The 1,565-nt window shown below is 60.1% G+C and carries 1 protein-coding gene; it reads right to left on the bottom strand.

The window, feature by feature from the left end:
- A partial coding sequence (locus ABVT36_RS18960; protein WP_368457959.1) for an amino acid adenylation domain-containing protein occupies positions 1–1,565 on the bottom strand: 1,565 nt, incomplete at both ends.

Genomic DNA, 1,565 nt, shown 5'->3' with positions numbered 1-1,565 from the left:
ATTTTGCCGTGGGCGTTGAGTGGCAACGCCTCCAGCGGCTGATAAAACGCCGGCAACATATAGCCCGGCAGCTTGTCCCGGGCCTCACTGGCGATGGCATCTACCCGTGCCTGTTGTGATGCCGTTAACTGCTCTTCAGTATCCGCATCCGCGGTATCGAGCTTGAGGAAAGCCACCAGCCTGGTGTCGCCCTGCGTGGTTCGGGGACTCACCACCGCCTCCTCAACCCCCGTGCAGCGCCTTAATTGCGCCTCCACTTCGCCAAGCTCAATACGGAATCCCCGCAGCTTTATCTGCTGGTCACACCGCCCCAGGATTACAATGTCACCCGCGTCCCCATAGCGGGCCAGGTCTCCGGTGCGGTACATGCGGGCACCGGGAACATCGCTGAAGGGATCCGGATAGAAGCGATCCGCGGTCAATCCCGCCCGGCCATAGTAGCCGCGCGCCACACCGATACCACCGATATACAGCTCTCCGACCAGGCCTTCCGGCATCAGTTGTCCTTCCTGGTCGACGATATAGTTTCGACAATAGGGCAGGCTTTTACCGGCGGGGATCACGGCGCTCCCCTGGGTCGAGCGCAGGGGGTGTACCAACGACGCGTCTGTGCATTCGCTCGGGCCGTAGTAGTTGATCACTTTCAGCTGCGGATAGTTGGACCACAGGCTCTGCAATCGGCGGGCATCGATGGGTTCCCCTGCCAATACCAGGGTATCGAGCCGCGAAAACGCCTCGCGGTTGTTGTCCAACTCCGCCAGGGCAAACCAGGCACTGGGGGTCAGATTGCTGTGGTCAATCAGACCCGAGCGGAGCTGTTCGAGCAGCCGGTCCGGATCAAAGTCATCGTCGGCCAGGTGCAACTGGTTGCCATTGATCAGGGGCAGGAAAATATTTTTCTGACTCAAATCAAAGCTGGTGGCAGTGATCAGCAGCGTATTGCTGTCGGCAGTGGTTTCCGTCAGTGTGCTATACCACTCCATCAGGTGGCTAAACCCGCGGTGTGTCACGGCCACCGGCTTGGGCTTGCCGGTACTGCCCGAAGTAAAGATGCAAAATGCCAGGTTATCCGGATGCGGCTGAACCTGCCCTACGGGCTCCGCTGCCGACTCCACTTGCGGATCATCCAGCAGGACTCTGGCGAGTGCGGGCATACGATCGGCTAAGGTTGGCCATAGGGATTCCTGTTCCAGGCGACCCCGCTGCGACACAATGAATTTAGCTTCTATGCCCGCCAGCATATCCACCAGGGTTTCCACCGGGTAGCGGCTGTTCAGCGGCAGATAACCGGCACCGCACTTCAATACCGCGAGGATGGCGACCACCAACTGTTCCCCGCGGGGCAGATATAAAGCTACCGGGTCATCGCAGCTTACCCCCAGGGCCAGCAGCCTCTGTGCCAGGGCATCGGCGCGGCGGTTGAGTTCACCGTAGGTCAAACTGCTCTCGGCCCCGGTCACCGCTATGGCATCGGGACTTCGCTCTACCCAGTGCTGCACTCTTTGGTGAACAAAAGCCGGCGGCTCGGAAAATTGAGTCGGGGCGTTGTAGCTCTCCAGTTGGCG

Origin of the sequence: Microbulbifer sp. TYP-18 (genome assembly GCF_040932045.1) — a bacterium.
Classification (GTDB): domain Bacteria; phylum Pseudomonadota; class Gammaproteobacteria; order Pseudomonadales; family Cellvibrionaceae; genus Microbulbifer.
Note: the sequence above shows the minus strand (reverse complement) of the source record. Positions and strands in the feature narration are given on the sequence as shown.